Raw genomic sequence first — 17,849 nt, 5'->3', positions numbered from 1 at the left:
CCTTCGACAAGCTCAGGATGACAATTCTATATTTATGAGACAGCCTCATGGACTAAGATTATTTTCTGATGGCGATATCTACAGGAGCGCCTGGGATGCCTTCGATCTTTTTAATGAATACACCATTCATTCCGGTACTTATATTAAGAAAAGAAACGGTTTCTTCTGTTCCTACCATCAGCGTTTCTTCGTCTTCCGTAAGTTTTAGCATCGTAATTTTTTTTCCACTAAAGCTAGTGGCCAGTTCTCTGAGTTCTTCATTTACAGGATTATACCGATAAACTTTACTACCATTGGCAATATAGATTACGCCATTTTTAGCACCACTCCATTTTGTATTTTCGTTAATTAACTCCTGACGTACAAAAAGACGTTTATGTTGAGGCGTAAAGGTAAACGGCCCGTTAAACTGAACATTGAACTTTAATTCATAGATCTTTCCATCGGTTCCTTTGCAATAGGCAAAACAGTCTGCATTATTAAGTTGCTCCAAATGAACAAGATCCATACCTACATTGGTAGGATCGAAAACATTTGTTGTGGTAACCGAGTATTGGGTGCCAAAATAAACAGGCGCTCCATAAAGATTAATCCGGACAAACTGCTTTCTGTTTCTGTCGAAGCCAATAAAGTAAGTAGCCGATTGCGTAAAGCTCATCACAAAGGATGGAGCCAGTTCATAATCACCATCAGCAGGTAAACCGAACATTCCATAAGTAGCTGCCTGGTCCCATGTACTCGTTGTTCCACCGTAAAATTTACCATTTACAACCCCCATCATTACGCCTTGAGGATGCGAGATCAGTGATCCAACTTCAAGCCCATCCGGTGATGTAAAGAAGTTATCTTTGAGTGTATTTGGATATTTTGGATCTTCCTGCATGGTATTGGGCTCCAGTCTGATTCCCCCATTTTTGGTAATAATCCAATAACCCAATAATGTACCTCCAGTAAATGTATTCCTAAGCAGAAATAAATTTGTAGGGTTTGCAGGCAAATCTTTCCCCTGCATTGCCCTGTACAAACGGGCCTGCACACTACCATCTGGTTTTACAAATGAAAACTGTGTTATCCCATTTTCAACACTTAACACTGTTGTGCCATTGGCAAATTCGGTTCCGCCATCTATAAAAAACTTATGGTAATATTTCATTCCATTTGCTTTGTTAAAGACGGTAAGACGGGCGGAGTATCTTTTAGCCTGTAAACCGAATATAATCCTTAAAGATGGTCCGGTATAAAGTACATCATTCCCTTCCATCACACTGATTTTCCATTGAAGTTCTATATTGGCCGCATCGACACCTTCTATTTTGGGTTTGATGATCAAACTATCACCTACACTTGCTGTGTAAACAGAATCGAGGTTGGCCAGCTTAGGCTCAATAGGCATATCGATATCATAATTACCAAGATCCTTATGGCATGCAGCAAGCGTAACCACACCAATTATTAATAAGATTAATCTTTTAATATTCATGTTTTTATATTTAAATAACCTCATTGCCGTTTTCATCTATAAAATAATATTTACCATTCTGCATATTTTTTCTCAAAAGCGTTTTTTTGGCTGGATTGCTTTTATTGTAGAAATAATAGCTATCAGTACTACCAGCAGTTACCGCTTCAATTACATAGCCTTTCGCTTCATTTTTAGTCACCCAATTAAATGGATTATTTAGCATAGTGGTTAATAATCCTATATAATAGAGATTTTTGGGTGCGTCCAGTCCGTCGGTAGTAAGGGAGGTTTGCCCGGTTACCAGAATAAACAACTCGTGTTTGGTTCTCGAATAAGGAGGAAGCGGCCAGGCATCCCACCAAACTGGTTTTTCTAATTTGGAGGAGAATACTACTTTTGCCCTGATCAGATAAGGGTTCTCGATGCCCAGATCTGGTGTACCGGTTAATTTAATCAGTATGGAAACTGATCTGTTTTCAAGTTCCTTATCCTTGTTATAGATCACCACAGGAATGTATCCTATTCCTCTATTTGGAAGAATTGAATATTGAGATTTCAAAGCTTCATAATGAATTCCGGGAGTCGCTGTAGAAGAATCTTGGTCTACCCGTGCACTAAATTTTCGCTCCACATCTGTTCTAACTCCCGATAAACGTACGGGTAACCATACCGTATCCTGGGCTCGTGTAGGATTATAGGCAAAGGTTCTTACTATACTATCTTTATCGCCATTATAAATGTCGAAATAGACATTAGCACTGTGATCAAAACGCATTTCTTCTGCTTTCTTGCAAGAAACAAGACAGATGATTGCGAATATTAATATGTATATTTTCATAATTTGCTATTAATAAAATTTCAAATTGTTTTATCTGCCGCCATAAACAATCTCATCATTAGGAAGAGGAAGCACAAAAATATTATCGGAAGCAGGAATAGTTACACCGGTTTGCCCTATTATACCTCTATTAAGCCTTTTGTACATATAGAACAGCTGACCTTCTGCTAACCATTCCTTACGAGCATCCTTAAGCAGTTCTTTTAATAGATCTTCTTCGTTATTTATAGCCAAAGGATCACCTATTTGCCTTGCCTCTCGAACTTGTGTAAGGTAATTGACTGCGGCTGTGGGATTGTTTGCATATGAACACTCGGCAGCGATGTAATACATTTCACTAAGCCTGATTGCAGGAGCCATCAGGTAATGTAGATTTGCATTTACTTCAGCGCTTAAAGGGTTTCTGCGGTATTTAACAATGTCATAAGATCTTGAAGATTGGCTCGAAGTTGCGGATAACCAGTATTTATAACGGGAATCACTTGCTCCGGCTGTTGCCTTCTCATAAATATAATCTGCAGCGTCCTCAATCAGATAAAAGCCTCTGGTGCCACTTTGAAACCAATTCTCTTTTATCTCTTTTGCAGCACCTGGTATATACCATCCAAAAACAAGCTCCTTATAAAGAATACGATCTTTTTTGGAATCTTCGAATGCCTCAAAATCACTTTTTGCAGTCCATGGGAATTTTTTCGAGTCGATTACCTCCTTAGCATTCAATAAGGCTTTAACCTTATCATTTTTATAGAGGTAAACTCTGGCAAGCGTTCCGCATACCGCATAATAATTCAAACGATGCCTTCTGTTCTGCAGGAAAAGACTCGGGTTCTTCTCTTCTGTATTTTTCAGCGTATCGGTAACCAAAGGATAGTTCACCACATAACTGGCACTCCGAATCGGATCGGCAACTAATAGCTGTTTCGACTCCTCTAAATCTTTGGTAATGAGATCAATGGTTTCTGACACGGTAGAAACCGGAGTAATTTCCTTCGTGTATTTGTTTGCATATGGAATTCCTTTTGCAGCTGGGTTTCTCAAATAAGAAGGCGCAAAAAGACGCAACAGGTCGAAATGCAAATACGCTCTTAAGGCAAGTGCTTCTCCTTTGGTAATGGCATAATTATTACCACTAAAAATGTTCTTTTTTGCATCTACATTTTCGAGGATCAGGTTACAGTTTACAATGGCATTATATAAGCCCGCCCATATTTTATCCTTTCGCTTAATAAACTCGCCATGTTTATAATTGTACAAGGAGGTTTGTCTATAATCCTGTCCGTCATCACGCATCGAAAAATTTTGGGCCAGCACCTCTGTGGTACCAAATGTAAGTTCTTTACCGTAGAGATCTGATTCTGTACTGCGGTTATACACACCGTTTATGGCTTCCATAAAGCCACTTTCGGTACTGAATAAAATTGGAGCAGCAATTTCTGATTCCGGCTCAACTTCCAGCCATTTCTTGCAGGAACTCAATAACCCTGTTATCAAGATAAGGCATATTAACAATCTAATTTTCATGTTCTTATATTTTAAATCTGTTCATTAATAGCTTAAAAAGCTGCTCTAACAGAAAAGGTTAAACTCCTCGTAAACGGATAATTAATTCCTCTTTCTTCTTTTACTGATGACCAGCGCACGACATCATTGGCCGTTATCTGAAACATGAGACTCGACATCGATAATTTAGATGCGATTTTTTTATTCATATCATAAGAAAGGTTTACTGATTGAAGGTTGATCAGATTATCTGGCTGTATAAATCTCGAGCTTACATCGGTCTCGCCGTTATCCGCTATATTTTTATAAAAAGAGAGGTCGCCAGACTGCTTCCACTTTTCTTCGAATACACGCTTATCAACATTATATTTTGGATCAGCATTTTCAACACGCTCTACCAAGGTTAGGTTATATTTGTCGCCTCCGAAAAAAGTTTGAAACTGCACATACAGGCTGAATCTTTTGTAGTTAACCGTTCCACCAAAGTAGCCGCTCACTTTAGGATTAGGATCGCCTATCACCACATAATCTCTCTTATCATAATCATACGTAAGCGTACCGTCTTTTTTGAGGTATAATTCACGTCCGTTTTCCGGATCTATGCCTAATGAACGCACGCCATAAATGGCATTGAAAGGTTGCCCTTCGCTAAATCTAAGTAATGGAATTCCCCGGTAGCCACCATCTCCTGGTTTCAATGATTGTAGCTCGTCTGCTCTATCATTGTATTTTTTTAATGCGTTTGAGATTCTTACCACCTTATTTTTGTTGGTAACCATACTTGCGTTGAGATTTACAGACCAGTCTTTGCTTCTTACTGCATCTATGGTTAGCCCCAACTCAGCGCCTTTGTTCTCCATGTCGCCAAGGTTTTCTTTATAAGATAGAAAGCCTGTTGACGGAGGTAAAGTAATATCGGCCAGAATATCTTTGGTAAACTTCTTATATATTCTCGGCGTAATCATTACACGATCTTTAAACAGACCGATATCGATACCAATATCCGTCATCCTCGTTTTTTGCCACCCAAGGTTTTCATTTCCATAACTGTTTACTCCGGCACCAATACCCGATGAATACCAGTTTCCTGTATTGTACTTATAAATGGTTTTTGATAAGTAAGGATCGAACTCTACTGAACCGGTAAGACCTGTAGAAGCTTTTATTCTCAATTGGCTAATTACACTATTACCCTGCAGAAATTTCTCCTGGTGTACATTCCATCCTAATCCGAACGACCAAAAAGGAGCCAGTTTATTGTTTACTCCGAATTTAGAAGAACCATCAATACGAACGGTTCCATCCATAAGGTAACGGTTTTTATAGGAGTAGTTCATCGTAAAAAAAGAGCCAAAAAGTCGTGCTTTTTCGAGCCTGCTTTGCGGTTTTCCATCTTCAGCATAACCCTTGGCAAAGCCTATGCTTGTAAAACGATCATTAGCAAATCCAATAGCGGTAAATTCTTTTTGATCGCGCAGCTCGGTACGGGCATTTACACCTACTAACGCGTTAAAATAACTGCCACCAATCTGCTTTAGCCAGGTTAACCTAATATTACTATCCCAATAGGTTTCTTTCATTTCCCTATTCGTGTATTCGCCCTTTTCATCTATTTTATCTGTTGTGTACAGGTAATATTTATTTGCCTGGGGAGAGGTGAATACATCATCAGAATTTGATCGCGTGGTTAAACTCATTTGCGCCCTTAACCGAAGGTTGTTCGCCACCTCTACATCAGCAGAAAGGTTATCAATAATTTCGGTGTACTTCGATTTGTTGAAACTGCTTAAGCCAGCATCAAACAGCGGATTAAAGACATATTCTCTAGATCGGTCTTGTTTTTCATATATATCAGAAATCCTCATTGTCATACCATTGGCATCCTGCAATGGGTAATAAGGATTCATCCGCACATAATTAGAAAAATCGCCATATGGAGATTCGGTAGCACCTACTTGTGTTACGGATAATTCATTTCTGAACTGAATTTTCTTCACATTATACTGGAAACTCATTCCTCCCGAATATTGGTCCCTTGCCGACCCTTTCATTGCTCCTGGTCTGGTTTGGTAGCGAAGGTTTACATTATACCTAAATGCTTGTGAACCACCATCCAGATTTACGGCATGCTTATGCCCTATGGTATTACGCAGGGGTTGCGATAACCAATAACTATTCACGCCACCAACAACATTGGCTTTCTTATGGTAATAGATTTCATCGAGCTGATCTTGAGACACTTGTTGTTTCGAGGAATTGTATAAGCCCGCCAAGACTTCATAATCTAGTTTTTCAGCTGCATTTAACACCTGGTAATCAGTTAGATCTGCAGCTGTAAGATTTAATTCGTAATTGTATTCTATCCTTAATTTCCCCTCTAATGGTGTTTTAGTGGTAATCACAATTACACCATTGGCCGCGCGCGAACCATAGATTGCCGTTGCAGCCGCATCTTTTAATGAGGTAACCGATGCAATTCTATTCACATCCAGATCAAATACTTTCTGCACGCTTACTTCATACCCGTCAAGCATAAAAACAGGCATGTTTGCTGTTCCTTGAATTTCGTCCCTTCTCAATACCTGTCCATCGCCACTGGGTAGTGCAGAAGCTCCTCTAACGTTGATAGAAGGAATTCTGTTAGGGTTAGAGCCTGCCAGATTATTTTCTATCAGTTTAAAAGAAGGATCGAACGTTCCGATACTTTGAAGCAAATTCTGTGGGTTTACCCTTCTCAGCTGATCTCCGGATATCGTAATCGCATTACCGGTATAGTTATCTTTTTTAATCGTTTGATATCCCGTTACCACCACATCGTTCATTTGGGTCATTTTAGGAACCAGCTGAATATTGAGCGTTTTTCCGCTTGTGGCTTTTGCCTCCAGCAAGTCGTAGCCGACATAACTAAATACCAAAATGCTTCCCTCATCAACATTGACTTTAAATTCGCCTTTTTCGTTGGTGATGCCTACACTGGTACCATTTTTAACCGAAACATTAACGCCCGGAATGGTTTCGCCTGTGGCTTTGTCGATTACCACACCCTTTACTTCAACTTTTACAGCTACATGTTCCGAAGTAGCAGGTAAATTCTCTTTTCTGCTGATGACGATGGTTTTATTAACAATACTATAGCTCAGATTCTGATCTTTTAAAGAAGCGTTTAGTACATCTACTAAAGAAGCTTTAACGAACTCGACTGTAACATCAGGTTTATCCTGAAGCAGCTGACCTTTGTAAAAGAAAAAATAGCCCGTTTGCTTTTTTATCTCCTTAAAAACCTGTTTAAGCGAAGTTTTTCTACGGGATAAGGTTACGGTTTGAGAAAAGGTGGCTGCCGAAACATGTAAGGCGCCAACCAGTAGTAAAATCGTAGTCAATTTCATGACCAATAAAAATTTAATCTTTACCCTCCGCATGTCGCACACGGGGTTGTAAAGGGTAGTTAATTTCATACCTTTGTAATGAATGAGGTTAAAAAATAGCAGCTGGGTTTCGAAGCAAGCTGCTTGTCCAAATTTCTACCGGAAGCGTTATCGCGCTTTCGGTTTTTTAAAGGTAGGATGCTAAATTTCTGGTAGTTTTTTCATCATAAAGTTTAGTTAGTTCGTGAATTGGTTGGTTGATTTCTTGGCTGTTTAAAGAAAAGCCATTCTTATTTATTTTGCTGATACGGTAAGTACCTTGCCTTTTACTTCAATATGAACATGGTTAAGTTCTAATATTTTAAATACCTCTGCCAGGTTGCTATTTCTTGGAATTTCGCCAACATATTTTTCTGGTGTTATTTTGCCCTGATAAACAACATCCACATCATACCAGCGCGAGATCTGCCGCATAATGGTTTGCAAATCGTCGTTGTCAAATGAGAAAATATTATTCTTCCAGGCCATTTCTTTATCGATATCAATTTGGCGATCAACAATTAATCTGGCATTGTTCGTATTTAATTGCGATTGTTCTCCAGGATGCAGGTTTACAGTGCCCGAAGCCGTACTCACTTTTACGGCACCTTCTAAGAGCGTGGTTTTAACCGCTGTCTCATCGTTGTAAGCGTTAATATTGAAATGCGTACCCAAAACTTCAACAGTTTGTGCATTAGTTTTCACCCTAAAAGGACGGCTATGGTCTTTTGAAACTTCAAAGTAAGCTTCTCCGTTGAGTTCTACTAGCCTCTCATTTTTAGCAAAGGCATATGGATATTTTAATGTAGTGGCTGCATTGAGCCAAACTTTTGTGCCATCAGGCAAACTCACCTGATATTGTCCGCCCCGCGGTGTACTAATGGTATTGAAGCCTGTAAGTGAGGTATTTGGATTTTCTTTAATGATATACTCGAGCTGCCCGTTTTTCGCCTTACGGATGACGATGCCATTTTGCTTGGCAATCTGACCGTTTTTCGCCTCGTCCAGATCAACCACCGTACCATCAGCAAGCGTTAGCAATGCTTTATGCCCTCCGGGAAGAATATCCTTTAATTCCGTTTTGGCAGTTACTGGCGAAGTATTGCGACCGCTCATAAAATAGAGCCCTAAACTAAAACATAAAATAACACTGGCAGCAATCGCGATACGCTTAACCGTGATCAAGTTCATAGACCTTCCACTCGGACTTAACCTGCTCCAAACTTCTACTTTGCTGGTTTCTATAAGCGAATGTTTAGGAGCCTCTTTTTCAAAAGGGAATTGCTGATACCAATCTTCAACAATGGCAATCTCTTCTGGCGTACAATTACCTGCAAGGTATTTATCTAAAAGTTTTTTCGCATTTTTCTCCATTAAAAAAGAAATTAGTTTGGTTGATTAATGTATATACGGCTAAGGTATAGCCTTGGGGGTATCGTAAAATTATTTTTTTTTCAAAAATAGTCTCAATGCGAATAATTTAAAGCGAAAAGATTGGATTTATACCTAAATACAACAGGTTATCGATAGGTTTTCAAAAGAAAAGCAAGATAAATAACCACTCCTAACCTCGATTTAAGTATTCTTAATGCTTTTTTAACCTGGGTTTTAACAGTTAACTCAGAAAGGCCTAGTTCGAGTGCAATTTCTTTATGCGATTTATTCTCTTTTCGGCTTAAAATAAATATTTCGCGCATTTTGGATGGCAAAGCATCAATTTCCTGCTCAATTAATTGTGCCATTTGCTTTTCACGAACCATATAATCAGTCAACACATGATCCTGATCAATGTAATCCTGTAATGAATCAACATATTTGCTTTCCACTTTTTGATGCGCAAACACATCCAGCACACGGTTACGCACAGCTGTATATAAATAAGCCGATAAATTACCTTCAGGCGCTACCTGCAAACGTTTAACCCAAAGCGATTCGAACAACTGATGTAACACATCTTTTGCTTCTTCATCATCATTTAAGCGTTTGCTGGCGTGGATAAAAAGTAGTCCGTAAAAGCGGTTGTAAATTTCGGTAAAGGCCAGTTCATCACCTTGAGTTAACAAGAATGCCAATTCGCTATCAGAATATGAACTGTAAACACGCATAGAGATCACACAAAGATAATATAAATACAATCGGTTTCATTGGCTTGTATCGGGCCTTATCTTACTTATCTCTTGGTATTTATAACTTTTTCACATAAATCGGCATATTTTATGGCTTAAAAAGAAAAAATGAACAATTTTTAAAGGATTTGTCATTAAAAAAAGACCAAAAAAAGATGTAGATAATGATTATTGCATTTCAATTGATAAGATACCAACAGATAGATTAAGCGTTTTTAACCACAGATACACACAGATAAACACAGATTCGATATCTGTCTCCAAAGCTATAAACTTGAAATACCGGTCTTAAGCGTTTCGGCTTAATATTGCGGCATAAGCTACTAATACGATACAGATAAATGAAACAATGGTCCGGATCCGATGAAATAAATTCCAGCTTGGTTCAAATTTATCACGTAATGCCGTTAGGTCTGTTGCATTAAGTTTATCCAGATCTGCGCCATCTAACAGGTTATTAAGCGGTACATTGCCAATGATGGTAACCAGAAAAACACCGCCAAAGTATAATAAAGTTGCTGCTAAAAGCAGATAAAACACCATGGCTTGGTCCCTAAAAAACCAAACACTTAGAGGTAATAGAACCAGTGCCCCCATGAAGGAAATAAAAAATAACGGATTTAAAATAGCGCGGTTGATTGATTGCATCGCTTGTAAAAAGGAAGTATCGGAAAGGCGTGCAAGGCCCGGGATAACTGAACAGGAGTATGCATAAAAAAGACCACCAATAAGTGCAGTAGAAACTGTGGTTAACAAAAGAACCAAGGTTTTGAAATTCATAAACAATTGCTTTAAATATATCCGTACCCTAAAATTGTTACGAATCTAAGCAAAAATGTTATCCGAAAAAATAAATCCAATCTAAGAGAGAGCGTCAATTTAGACAGGAAGAGTGTTAAATCAGATATAGAATTGACAGGTAGATGTAGGTATTAATTGATGTGCAGTTCAGCTAAAAATTGCAATAAGAATTAACTTCTATTCTTTCATTTATCAAGGCGAAGATCGGGTTACCATTTCTTTTTAAGCTTTCGGTTACATAGATCGGTTTATTTTCGTTATAGATCGGTGTAAATGTTATTCAAAGCCCATATTCAGCACTACAATATTGGTAGCCTGGCATCCCACCTGCCCTTGTTCTAAATTGAAACGAACCTTGGTTCCTACAAGTAAAGAAGGACGGTAAATCCCGATCAATTGCTGGTTATCTGCATAAACCATTTCGTTTCCACCATCGGGTGCGATAAATCCGAAACCTCGTATCGGATTATACCATTTAATCACTCCTGTATACATCATAAAGCAATTTTTTACCTTAAATTAGCCAATAGAAAGAAAAATTTGGGCGAAACAGGATAAAGCGTTCTATTTTCGGTATGAAAAGGTGTAATTTCGTTATGTATACAAAGAAGATTAACAAATGATTAAGTGTATAGCCATTGATGACCAACGGAACTCGATTTTGGGTCTTGAAAAATACATAGCGGATACCCCGAATATGAAGCTTCTGGCGAGTTATACCGATCCAATGGTGGCTTTGAACGAGCTTAAAAAGATTGACCAGGTAGATGTGATATTTATGGACATTCAAATGCCACAGATTTCGGGCATCGAACTTTCTAGAGCAATCCGCTCAAAAACCAGGAAACTGATATTTACCACCTCCCATGAGGAATATGCCTTTGAAGCATTTGAAGCAGAAGCAGATGCGTATTTACTTAAACCCTATGGATACGCTAAATTTGCCTTAACCGTAAACCGTGTTTTTGAGGAAGAAATAGAAAATGTAACGCAGGAAACTTATTTTTTGGTCAAAAATAAATCAGAAGACCACAAAGCGGTTTTAGTGCGCTATTCAGATATCATTGCTTTCGAAAGCTTCCACAACTATATCAAAATACATACAAGAGAGAAAGTAATTATTGCTTATTTAAGCCTGAAAGATGTTAAAGAACAACTGAACATTAAAAAAGGATTTATCCAGCTGCATCGGGGTTATATTATTTCTATCCATCATATTTTACATATAGATGGAACCAGAGTAACGCTTTCTAACCATACCAGCTTTACGGTTGGCGACCTTTATTACAACGATTTCCGCGATTTCTTCACCGATAAACTCGTGACTAGTAAACGCAACAAGTAAATATTTAAGAAGAGCATAAAGAGAAAAGGTCCAAAGACTAGATTAAAAAGACAAATACGTAATTAACCAGTATTCAACCTAAAAGGACGGTAAAAAGAAAGACCGCGTAAAAACGAGATCTTTCTTTTTAAAAGCAATAACAAATTATTTAGTGCTATTTTTTTTATCAGTTACTTCAGCTCTAATTTCCTGGGCTAAAACTTTTAAGTCTTGCATGGCTTTACGTACACGTGTACCTGCTGCAGCATTACCACCATCATAAAATTTAGTTACATCTGCTTCAACCGAAGAGATTAGATCTTGTACTTTTTTAAATTTGTCCATAATTTTTCTTTTATAGGGATGTTAAACATCCATTAATTAAATAAATATTGCTTTCCGCTCTACAATAAACGGGCCGCAAAACTATTGCTTTTTATAAATTAAACAAACGTTTATGCCGAATCATTATTGCGAATGGTATGGAAGGCCAATAAATATAAAGCATTAGCAGCCATATTAGCCTTATATCATTTAATTTTTGAGAAAATTGGGACAACTTAAAAACCTATTCCAACCTGTACGCCTGTACCGATCGATGCAGGTTGTTCATTTCCGAACCTCACCGGAAAGGGTAAGGCAACATACATGTTGGTGTGTTTTCCCTTAAGTAAAACCTGATTGACCACAGGCGTGAACCCAAACCTGCCGCTGGTTTCAAACGCAGCCCGGCCGATAAAAGTAAAGCCATGCCTAAAGCGGAACATCACACCTGGATGGAAGAGAACAGAATTGACTTTGGAGATCCCATGTTCGGTCCTGATGGACGGGACCACTTCGAAGCTGACCCCAAAATCATCGCTCTTTAAAATGTTAATCCCAAAAGGGAATCCAATGGTATAAATGCCCGAGAAATTATCAGTAAAGCCATTCTTGTTCCAGCTGCCGATCGGATTGAGTACCGCCAGATATCCCGTTACTTTGGGATAGGTTTGTGGCTGTTGTGCCTTTGAGGTGAAAAGACATGCGTTTGTGAAGAAAACCGTCAGCATAATTATCCAGACATGGGATGGATTTTGTATTTTAAACATATAGAAATTATTAGATAAGTTTGATAAGAAGTCCAATGATAGCAGCCGCACCGATAATATAGGGTTCCTGTAGTTTCTTGATGTACACTAGTGCGAATAATGCTGTGATTGCAATAACTGCCGTCCAAACATCGGTAATCGATCGTATCGCTATCACAACGACCGAACCAACAAGCGCGCCAATTACTGCAGCAGTTATGCCTTCTACAAAGGCCTTGATACTGGTATTTTTGGCAATCTTTTTAAATGAGGGAGCAAGGGCTACCGTAAAAATATAACAGGGAAGAAAAGTGGCCATTGCGGCGACACATGCTCCTGGAAAACCGCCCACCAGATAACCAATAAACCCTACCGTAATTACAACAGGACCTGGTGTTATCATGGCAACCGCCACAGCATCAACAAACTGGTGCTCTGTTAACCATCCAAATTCCTTAACTACCCCGCCGTGAAGGAATGGTACGATGGCCAAGCCGCTGCCAAACACAAATGCCCCGGCCTTTGCAAAGAACCATCCAATCTCCTGTAAGGTCTTTCCATCATAGTTCCAAAAGCCGGTACTGACTAATAAACCAGCTGAAAGAGCAGTTGGTTTCCTGATCCATTTAGGTGGGGCCTTAATCACCATGTAGATCAGCCCACAGGCAACAAATAGCAACATTTCTTCCCTTTCGGTTATAACCGTTATCACAATGCCTGTTATGTAAAAGAGCCATAATATCCACTTGGATTTGATGGCTGGCCAATTCAGTTTGCTGATTGATTTAATGGTGAGCTTATAGGCGCTCATGGAAATGATTCCTATTACTGCGGCTCCTACGCCATAGAAAACAGCCTGCATCCAGGCAATTCCGCCATAAAGCTGATAGGCCATGCCAAGCAAAACAACCATAATAAATGAAGGGAGTACAAAAGCAAGTCCGGTTAATGTTGCTCCTAACAGGCCGTGGCGCACAAAACCGATATAGATGCCAAGCTGAGCGGCAAGCGGTCCTGGTGCCAATTGTGCAAGTGCAAGACCTTCGTTGTATTCTTCATCCGTTAACCACTTTTTGTCTTCTACGAGATCGCGCTGCATATAACCCACCAGTGCTACAGGGCCACCAAAGCCCCAGGTTCCCAGTTTCAGGAAATAGATGGTAATTTCGGCTAAACTGTATGATGGCTTTGCGATACTGTTTTGGCTTGCTTTGTCTGCGCTATTTTTCTCCATGGATTAATCTTTCTGTCCTGCAATACTCGACATTAGATATCCCCTAAAATTGTACGAATTTAACTATTTTGTATCCTTTTTACTTTTATGCAAGTTTTTTCTAAAAACCGATGGGTTTTCTCCAAGCTGCTTCTTAAATATCCTATTGAAATGGCTCTGGTCGGAGAAACCAGTAAGATATGCGATTTCGGTGAGCGAGTAAGTTGAATTCTCCATAAAGTTTACTGCTTTTTCGATGCGCATTTTCCGGATATATTCTCCGAAAGATAGATTATCGAAGTATTTAGAAAATTCCCTTGAAAGATAGGCTGGATTGATCTCCAACGAGTCTGATGCCTGTTGCAAACTCATGCTCATATTGGTGTCCATCTGGTCCTGGATCATTTCTTTCAGCTCCCTTGTCCATTCTGGTGCTTTCTGGGAACTTGATTTTAGGTAGCGGTTATAAACATCGAGCAATAAATGCTCTACCGGAGCCTGGGTATGTTTTTGCTGGTGAAGGTGTTTTGCCCAGGTATAAAGTCCATCGTAAACGATCATTCCCAGGCTGAGCAGTTCCTGGTCATTGGTGATGTTAGAGGAGAGGCCTAAAAAAATAGCAGACAGGCCGGCTGCCTGTGGGGCAAAATCCAACCTGTCCGTATCCGCACCGCGGATGATAGCCGCCATTCGGTCTAAGGCTACATCCTTTATCTTATGCTTTTTCAGGAAATAATCAAATGTACACCTGTCATCGTAATGGCTATATTCCACACCAGGAAGATCAAACGGGATCGCACCAATCTTTTCAGCCGTGGCAATTACCTGTTCAAAGGGAACGTAGATGATTTCTGCTTCCGGATCAATGAACCTCTTGATCAGCCATGGACAGGCGATTCGGTCAATTTTTGGTCTTTCGCGGGTGATCCATTTCATTTCTTAACAATAGCTTAGGCGCTAAAGTTAATCAATGGCAGCCAAATTCGTATGATATTATCGGATTTCAGTTGCACAACAGCTACGTTACGTGTAGCTGCTGCAGCGTTGCTATATTATCCTGATTTTTAGCTTTTTACACATAAAACATCGTACAATAACATAATTTACAATGAAGGTAATTTAATTTAACAATTATGTTTTATCTTGCTTGAAAATATGCAGTCTTTGAATCTCATTGTTAGTACCAGTTGTTTATTCTTACTTTTATTCTCCATGCATCTTTTTTTCGCAAAAAAGGGGAATAAACTGCTTAACATTCTGCTTTCAGTTATATTTTTGGCCCGATTTGGGCAAATCTTAACTTCATTACTTTTTAAATCTGGCCAGCCCAATACCTTAGCTTTTTTTCATCAGACTTTTACTCCGTTTTATTATGCTGCCCCAGCCTGTTTTTATCTTTACATCACCGGGTTTCTTCAAGATCGTAAAAGTCTACAAAAAATAGAATGGCTTCATTTTGTACCAGCTTTACTGGCTATTATCCATGTTATTCCCTGGCATTTTTCTACAACACTCGATTGGGATAGGATAGGAAACCAGTTAGCTGAAAATGGTTACTACTCACTCAAAGCAAAAAGTGGCTTGTTTCCTCCATATTTCCACTACCTATTTAGGCCAATACTCATATTTAGTTATTTGTGCATTACCTGGATTGCCGTACTCCGCCTAAAAAACAAGCCACAACAGCACATCGAAGGTGAAGGCAGAAAATGGATCATCTTTTTTCTTCGGATTGCTACTTTTTTCCAGTTGTTTAGTTTGGTGCCTATTGTTTTAAGAAGCCTACACATCCCATATGTTAATGCCTTTTTTATTATGCTTAATTGTTTGGCCTTACTCGTCATTTTGTTATATGCACTCCACAAACCCTATATTTTTTATGGCTATTTGCTGGTGGCTGTAAACTGGACTAAAAAACCTGCAATTAAGAAAGCAGAAACTGGAGCTACATTCGTTTCCTTACCAGAAGAAGATTCAAAACCTACAATTGCAGCAGTCAAAAAAATTAATCTTTTGGACGCGCAACTATCTGACTATGCCCTTGCTATGGAAGAAATAATGGAGCAGGAACAACTTTACCTGCTTCACGATTTTCAGATTATCAGTTTGGCAGCAAAACTTAACATCCCGATTCACCACTGCTCTTTTGTAATTAACAAACACATCGGAAAAAATTTCCGCGACTGGATAAACAGTTATCGGGTAAATCATTTTTTAAAGCAGTACCCGCTCAAATCAGATAAAATAACCATCGAAGCTCTGGCTTCTGAAGCCGGCTTTAAAAGTCTGGCTACATTTTACAATGCGTTTAAAAAAGAAACAGGCTTAATGCCAACCACCTATTTTGTACAGGAATTAGGCCGTTAACCTGTTATTAAGCCATTTTTAGTCTAACGATCGTATCGTTGGAGGCCACAACCGCGCTGTATTTCGTCAAATATCAAAATACCAGGTATCTTTGATTTCCGATCAGCATATGAGTATGGTGTTTCAAATGAGTATGCTTTAATCGTTTCTCAGCAAGCTAAACAAGCCTTAACTATGCCTTATTCAACATCATTTTTACGCCCGCTTTTCGATTATATGGAGCAGTTCCATCCCCTATCTGAAGCCTTTAAGGCCGAATATGAAAAATCTTGCAGGCTCATCCATGTTAAAAAGAATAAACACATCCTTTCACCTATAGACAGTAACGCTTCGCTTTATTTTTTGGTAAACGGACTCGTACGTGGCTTTGTACGTGATGGCAAGAAGGACATCAGCACCTGGTTTAACTTTGGGAATGAATTAATAGGTGCCATACGTCATCCCGATCAGCAGACCAGTCATTCTGTAGAGTATCTTCAGGCGCTGGAAGAATGCCAACTCATCTGTATTCCATATACCCTGATCGATTTGATGTATACCAATTATCCAGAGGCCAACCTGATCGGCAGAAAAGTATTGGCGCTTCATTATTATGCCGCATCAGAAAGATCAATCCTGGCCAGGATACCAAAAGCAATGAGCAGGTACCGCAAACTTCAACAAAGCGATTTGGATATCAACAGAATCCCGCAGCGTTATCTGGCCAGTTACCTCGGCATGCGTTTAGAAACGCTGAGTAGAATCAGACATAAAGTTTTAACACTCGATTACAGGCTGTGTTCTTAATTTAGCAACAAACATTCTATCATTCAGTCATTCCATCATTCAATTATTCCATCATTCGGTCATTCCATCATTCAACTCTTCATCTTTTTCCTTTCGGCTTCTTTTGCTAAATTTGCAGCAATGATTTTATATAAAACCAACGAAGAAGTAGAGCTGATGCAGATCAGTGCCTTACTGGTAAGCGATACCCTTGCAGAAATAGCTAAAATATTAAAGCCAGGCATCACAACGCTCAAAATTGATAAAATAGCCAATGAATTTATACTTGATAATGGCGCTGTACCTTCCTTTTACAATTACAATGGTTTCCCCTTTCATATTATTACCTCGGTAAACGATGTGGTCGTACATGGCTTTCCGACTAAAGATGAGTTGAAAGATGGCGATATTATCTCAGTAGATGTGGGTACCATAAAAAACGGTTTTCATGGCGATCATGCTTACACCTTTATCATAGGCGAAGTATCGGCAGCGGTATTAAACCTGGTTAAAACCACCAAAGAATCACTTTTTCTTGGAATTAAAGAAGCTGTAGTGGGTAAACGCATTGGCGATATTGGTGCAGCTATTCAAAGCCATAACGAAAAACAGGGTTATGGCGTAGTAAGAGACCTGGTAGGCCATGGTTTAGGTAAAGATATGCACGAAGATCCGCAGGTGCCGAATTATGGGAGGAAAGGTAATGGTTTGCTCTTAAGAGAAAATCTGGTACTGGCTATAGAACCGATGATCAATATGGGTAAAAAGAATGTGTTTCTGGATGATGACGGCTGGACGATCAGAACAGCGGATGGAAGTCCATCTGTGCATTTTGAACATGATGTTTGCATTAAAAAAGGCGAAGCACTTATTCTTTCTGATTATGCCCCTATTGAGGCTGCAGAAAAGCAGAACAGCAACCTTAATACTTCTTATTACTAAATAGTATACAATTAGCCCATGGAGATTTTGTGGTGAT

At 39.1% G+C, this 17,849-nt stretch carries 16 protein-coding genes; 4 read left to right on the top strand and 12 right to left on the bottom strand.

Annotated elements, in window-relative coordinates; genetic code table 11:
- Positions 1 to 58 precede the first annotated feature (58 nt).
- The 8 genes from QF042_RS12125 to QF042_RS12090 all read right to left on the bottom strand — a co-directional run bounded on the left by QF042_RS12125 (position 59) and on the right by QF042_RS12090 (position 10,629).
- Positions 59 to 1,480, bottom strand: a complete 1,422-nt coding sequence (locus tag QF042_RS12125) for a PKD-like family lipoprotein (RefSeq protein ID WP_307528646.1) — start codon at positions 1,478 to 1,480, stop codon at positions 59 to 61.
- 10 nt (positions 1,481 to 1,490) lie between these two features.
- Positions 1,491 to 2,300: a DUF4843 domain-containing protein gene (locus QF042_RS12120; RefSeq protein WP_307528643.1), complete on the bottom strand. Its 810-nt coding sequence runs from the start codon at positions 2,298 to 2,300 to the stop codon at positions 1,491 to 1,493.
- A 30-nt stretch (positions 2,301 to 2,330) separates the two neighbouring features.
- Complete coding sequence (locus QF042_RS12115; protein ID WP_307528641.1) at positions 2,331 to 3,821, bottom strand: RagB/SusD family nutrient uptake outer membrane protein; 1,491 nt, start codon at positions 3,819 to 3,821, stop codon at positions 2,331 to 2,333.
- A 32-nt stretch (positions 3,822 to 3,853) separates the two neighbouring features.
- Positions 3,854 to 7,186, bottom strand: coding sequence for a SusC/RagA family TonB-linked outer membrane protein (locus tag QF042_RS12110; protein ID WP_307528639.1), 3,333 nt, complete (start codon positions 7,184 to 7,186; stop codon positions 3,854 to 3,856).
- A gap of 273 nt (positions 7,187 to 7,459) precedes the next feature.
- The gene (locus tag QF042_RS12105; protein ID WP_307528637.1) at positions 7,460 to 8,578 is read right to left on the bottom strand and encodes a FecR family protein; all 1,119 of its coding nucleotides are present in this window, start codon (positions 8,576 to 8,578) and stop codon (positions 7,460 to 7,462) included.
- A gap of 146 nt (positions 8,579 to 8,724) precedes the next feature.
- Positions 8,725 to 9,309: an RNA polymerase sigma factor gene (locus QF042_RS12100; protein ID WP_307528635.1), complete on the bottom strand. Its 585-nt coding sequence runs from the start codon at positions 9,307 to 9,309 to the stop codon at positions 8,725 to 8,727.
- A 309-nt stretch (positions 9,310 to 9,618) separates the two neighbouring features.
- Positions 9,619 to 10,110 carry a DUF1772 domain-containing protein gene (locus QF042_RS12095; protein WP_307528632.1) on the bottom strand — a complete coding sequence of 164 codons (492 nt, stop codon included), beginning with the start codon at positions 10,108 to 10,110 and terminating at the stop codon, positions 9,619 to 9,621.
- 297 nt (positions 10,111 to 10,407) lie between these two features.
- On the bottom strand, positions 10,408 to 10,629 hold the full coding sequence (locus QF042_RS12090) for a cold-shock protein (protein ID WP_307528630.1): 222 nt from the start codon (positions 10,627 to 10,629) through the stop codon (positions 10,408 to 10,410).
- 121 nt (positions 10,630 to 10,750) lie between these two features.
- Between QF042_RS12090 and QF042_RS12085 the strand changes: the two genes are divergently transcribed.
- On the top strand, positions 10,751 to 11,476 hold the full coding sequence (locus QF042_RS12085; protein ID WP_307528628.1) for a LytTR family DNA-binding domain-containing protein: 726 nt from the start codon (positions 10,751 to 10,753) through the stop codon (positions 11,474 to 11,476).
- A gap of 144 nt (positions 11,477 to 11,620) precedes the next feature.
- Here QF042_RS12085 and QF042_RS12080 read toward each other — a convergent pair whose 3' ends face one another.
- From QF042_RS12080 to QF042_RS12065, 4 genes are all read right to left on the bottom strand, one after another.
- Positions 11,621 to 11,800: a histone H1 gene (locus QF042_RS12080; protein ID WP_307528626.1), complete on the bottom strand. Its 180-nt coding sequence runs from the start codon at positions 11,798 to 11,800 to the stop codon at positions 11,621 to 11,623.
- Positions 11,801 to 12,015: 215 nt separating this feature from the next.
- Positions 12,016 to 12,546 (bottom strand): hypothetical protein, encoded by a 531-nt coding sequence (locus QF042_RS12075; RefSeq protein ID WP_307528624.1) that lies wholly within the window; start codon positions 12,544 to 12,546, stop codon positions 12,016 to 12,018.
- 10 nt (positions 12,547 to 12,556) lie between these two features.
- Positions 12,557 to 13,759 (bottom strand): chromate transporter, encoded by a 1,203-nt coding sequence (locus QF042_RS12070; protein ID WP_307528622.1) that lies wholly within the window; start codon positions 13,757 to 13,759, stop codon positions 12,557 to 12,559.
- A gap of 63 nt (positions 13,760 to 13,822) precedes the next feature.
- The gene (locus QF042_RS12065) at positions 13,823 to 14,674 is read right to left on the bottom strand and encodes a chromate resistance protein ChrB domain-containing protein (RefSeq protein ID WP_307528620.1); all 852 of its coding nucleotides are present in this window, start codon (positions 14,672 to 14,674) and stop codon (positions 13,823 to 13,825) included.
- Between the two features lie 276 nt (positions 14,675 to 14,950).
- On the opposite strand from QF042_RS12065, the gene QF042_RS12060 reads away from it, so the two are divergent.
- The 3 genes from QF042_RS12060 to map all read left to right on the top strand — a co-directional run bounded on the left by QF042_RS12060 (position 14,951) and on the right by map (position 17,812).
- Positions 14,951 to 16,105: an AraC family transcriptional regulator gene (locus QF042_RS12060; RefSeq protein ID WP_307528617.1), complete on the top strand. Its 1,155-nt coding sequence runs from the start codon at positions 14,951 to 14,953 to the stop codon at positions 16,103 to 16,105.
- A 174-nt stretch (positions 16,106 to 16,279) separates the two neighbouring features.
- Positions 16,280 to 16,891, top strand: coding sequence for a Crp/Fnr family transcriptional regulator (locus tag QF042_RS12055; RefSeq protein WP_307528615.1), 612 nt, complete (start codon positions 16,280 to 16,282; stop codon positions 16,889 to 16,891).
- A 120-nt stretch (positions 16,892 to 17,011) separates the two neighbouring features.
- Entirely contained in the window at positions 17,012 to 17,812 is an 801-nt protein-coding gene (gene map, locus QF042_RS12050) for a type I methionyl aminopeptidase (protein WP_307528613.1), read from the top strand.
- Positions 17,813 to 17,849: the final 37 nt, after the last annotated feature.

Origin of the sequence: Pedobacter sp. W3I1 (genome assembly GCF_030816015.1) — a bacterium.
In the GTDB taxonomy this organism is placed as follows: Bacteria; Bacteroidota; Bacteroidia; order Sphingobacteriales; family Sphingobacteriaceae; genus Pedobacter.
This window is presented reverse-complemented; position numbering and strand designations above follow the sequence as displayed.